Genomic DNA, 2,631 nt, shown 5'->3' with positions numbered 1-2,631 from the left:
CGGGGGAGTCGGCGGGACCCGCCCTGGCCGGCGCGGCCAAGTCTCGTACCTGCTGGCCGGGATCGCGATGGCGACCGCCGGAGTGGGGGCCCGGCGGACGATGAACGACCAGCCGGGCGTGTCACTCGTTACCGAGTACCGCCCGGTGCGCCGGCGGCGCCGCGCGTCCTGACCGCAAGCGCAGCTGCCACGTCGCGTCCATCACATGCGAGCGTCCTCCAGCCGCCGCCGCGCGGTCCGGCCAGAATGAGAACGTGGCCGCGTGGCAGCATGACCTCCTCCCCGAGCCTCCCAGCCCGCCGCCGACGGCGAGGTGGGCAGACCTCGACGGCCCCGTGCACTACGTCGACTACGGCGGACCGGAGGACGGGCCGCTGCTGCTGCTCGTGCACGGTCTCGGCGGTTCCGTCCTCAACTGGGCCGCGGTCGCGCCGACGCTCGCCGAGACGTGCCGGGTCCTGGCAATCGACCTGGTCGGCTTCGGTCGCACGCAGCCGTTGGGGCGATCGCAGCACATCGACGCCAACCGCGACCTGCTCGCACGCTTCGTCGACGAGGTCGTCGGCCACCCGGTCATCCTGGTCGGGAACTCGATGGGTGGCCTGCTCGCGATGCTCCTCGCCGACGCCCGCCCCGACGTCGTCAGCGGGCTGGTGCTCGTGGACCCCGCTTTGCCCGTGGGTCCGACGGCTCGCCCCGACCCTCTCGTCACCGTCATGTTCGGGGCGTATGCCGTCCCCGCCGTCGCGCGCGGCTTCCTGGCCCGCCGGCGCTCGCTGCTCTCCGCCGAGGGACAGGCCATGGCCCTGCTGCGGCTCTGCTGCGTCGACACGAGGAGGGTGCCGGCGCACGTCGTGCAGCAGCATCTCGAGCTCGCCCGGGAACGTCAGGGCTACCCGGACGTCGACGCCGAGCTCATCGTGGCGGGGCGCTCCCTGATCCTCGTCCTCGCCCGCCGGCGCTGGCTCTACGCGCTGATGGGGCGGATCACCGTCCCCGTGCTCCTCCTGCACGGGGCGAAGGACCGGCTCGTCCCCATCGCCGCGGCGCGAGCGGTGGTGAAACGGAACCCGGCGTGGCGCTTCGAGGTCGGGGAGGACGTCGGGCACGTGCCCCAGCTCGAGGCGCCGGGCTGGACCGTCGACCGGATCCGTGACTGGCTCGTCGACGAGGGCAGGGTCGCGGTTCTCGCTGCCCGACCCTGAGGCTGCATGCAGGCAGGCATCGAGGGCGGCTTCGGTGAACCTCCCCAGGAGGCTGACCCCCACCTTGCCGGTGGAGGCCACCGCTCCGAACGGCGTGCCCAGGTCCCGTCCTGTCGCCCTTCTCGCCCGACCGGTCGTGGCTGGTGCCCCCGCGGGGTCGGCACCTTCGAGGTGGGTTTCAACGGCCACACCATGGGCCGCACACGGAAAGTGTGCACAGGGCGGGTTGGCACCGCGACCCGGTGGGCATGAGGGGGGCACGTCAAAGGCGACACTCTCCGCGTCGACGGCGACCGAACTACGGGACCGTCCAACCAGCCCAACCAGCCCAACCAGCCCCACCGACTCGATGATCGAAAGGCCCACATGGCACCCCCTCGGCAAGGCCGGTTTCGACTCGCCCCATTCCCGGGGTACTCCACTACGACCGCGAACGGCACCAGGGTGTCGTGTACCGGTTGCTGCCTGCCCCTTCCGCTGGGCTGCCTGACAAGCATGATCGCCGTTGCCGCGCCTCTGAGCGTGGCATGGATTCGTCGAAGGCACAGACGGCCATGAGACACCTGCCGGGACTGACATAGCGGCAACCGCTTCACCCCGACCGGGCTCGGTAACTGAGCCCAGACGTTCGGGTGCGTAGAGGCTTCACGCACCCGGAGGCCTCGCAGATGGCGTCCTTCTCCCTCGCCCCTCATGGCCAGGCTGTGCCTGCGCGTCGTTGCGCAGACGCTTCGCCTTCCGTACTGGTGTGTTGCGACGTGGGCGACTGGCTAGTTCAGTGCGTTCGGCTTCGTGCGCTGGAGAAGGTCAAGGGCAAGGGCGCTGCCGTCCGGACACGGGAGGGGACGGCAGCGCCCCACGCGCCTGGGACTCAGGGGCGATCCCGGGCGCAGCCGACGACGATCCGGGTGTCGACCTTTGCAGGAGGGGTGCCTCGGCACTGGATCGACGCCACCGTCATTGTCTCGCACTCCGAATCCCATGGCGCGGGAACGCGATCCATCCTCAGGCGACGTACAAGCTACGCCCGAGCCTTGACCGGATTTGTTCCCGCGGGTGTCTGCCTGTCGGTGCCGAGCCCACCAACGCCCGCGCCAGGTGGGCTCCGCAGACGCGCCGGATGACGGCTACCGGGCACGCGTCCCTCAAGACGGTGGAACCTCGCTTTCGCCTGAGCATGTAGGCCCCTGGCGGAGCTTCCCAGCGTGCTCCTGAGGGAGGGTGGGCACGTTGTCAGCCGAGATATCTGAAACCGCTTACACAGGGCGCTGTCGTTCGGTTGGATGTAGCAGGTCCACGCCCCACGTGGACTTGATGGCTGTCGTGTCCTCAACCTCCCCGCAGGGCACGCGCAGCGCATCGCCAGAAGGCGACGCTGGCGGCGGCCTCCACTCCCACCTTGGGAGGCCGCCGCCACGTTCAGCAC

1 protein-coding gene is annotated in these 2,631 nt (G+C 70.4%); it reads left to right on the top strand.

Annotated elements, in window-relative coordinates:
• The first annotated feature begins 254 nt into the window (after positions 1-254).
• Complete coding sequence (locus AC1DP0_RS20685; protein WP_478088229.1) at positions 255-1,205, top strand: alpha/beta fold hydrolase; 951 nt, start codon at positions 255-257, stop codon at positions 1,203-1,205.
• Positions 1,206-2,631: the final 1,426 nt, after the last annotated feature.

It is taken from the genome of Terrabacter sp. P5_B1, from assembly GCF_056400505.1.
This window is presented reverse-complemented; position numbering and strand designations above follow the sequence as displayed.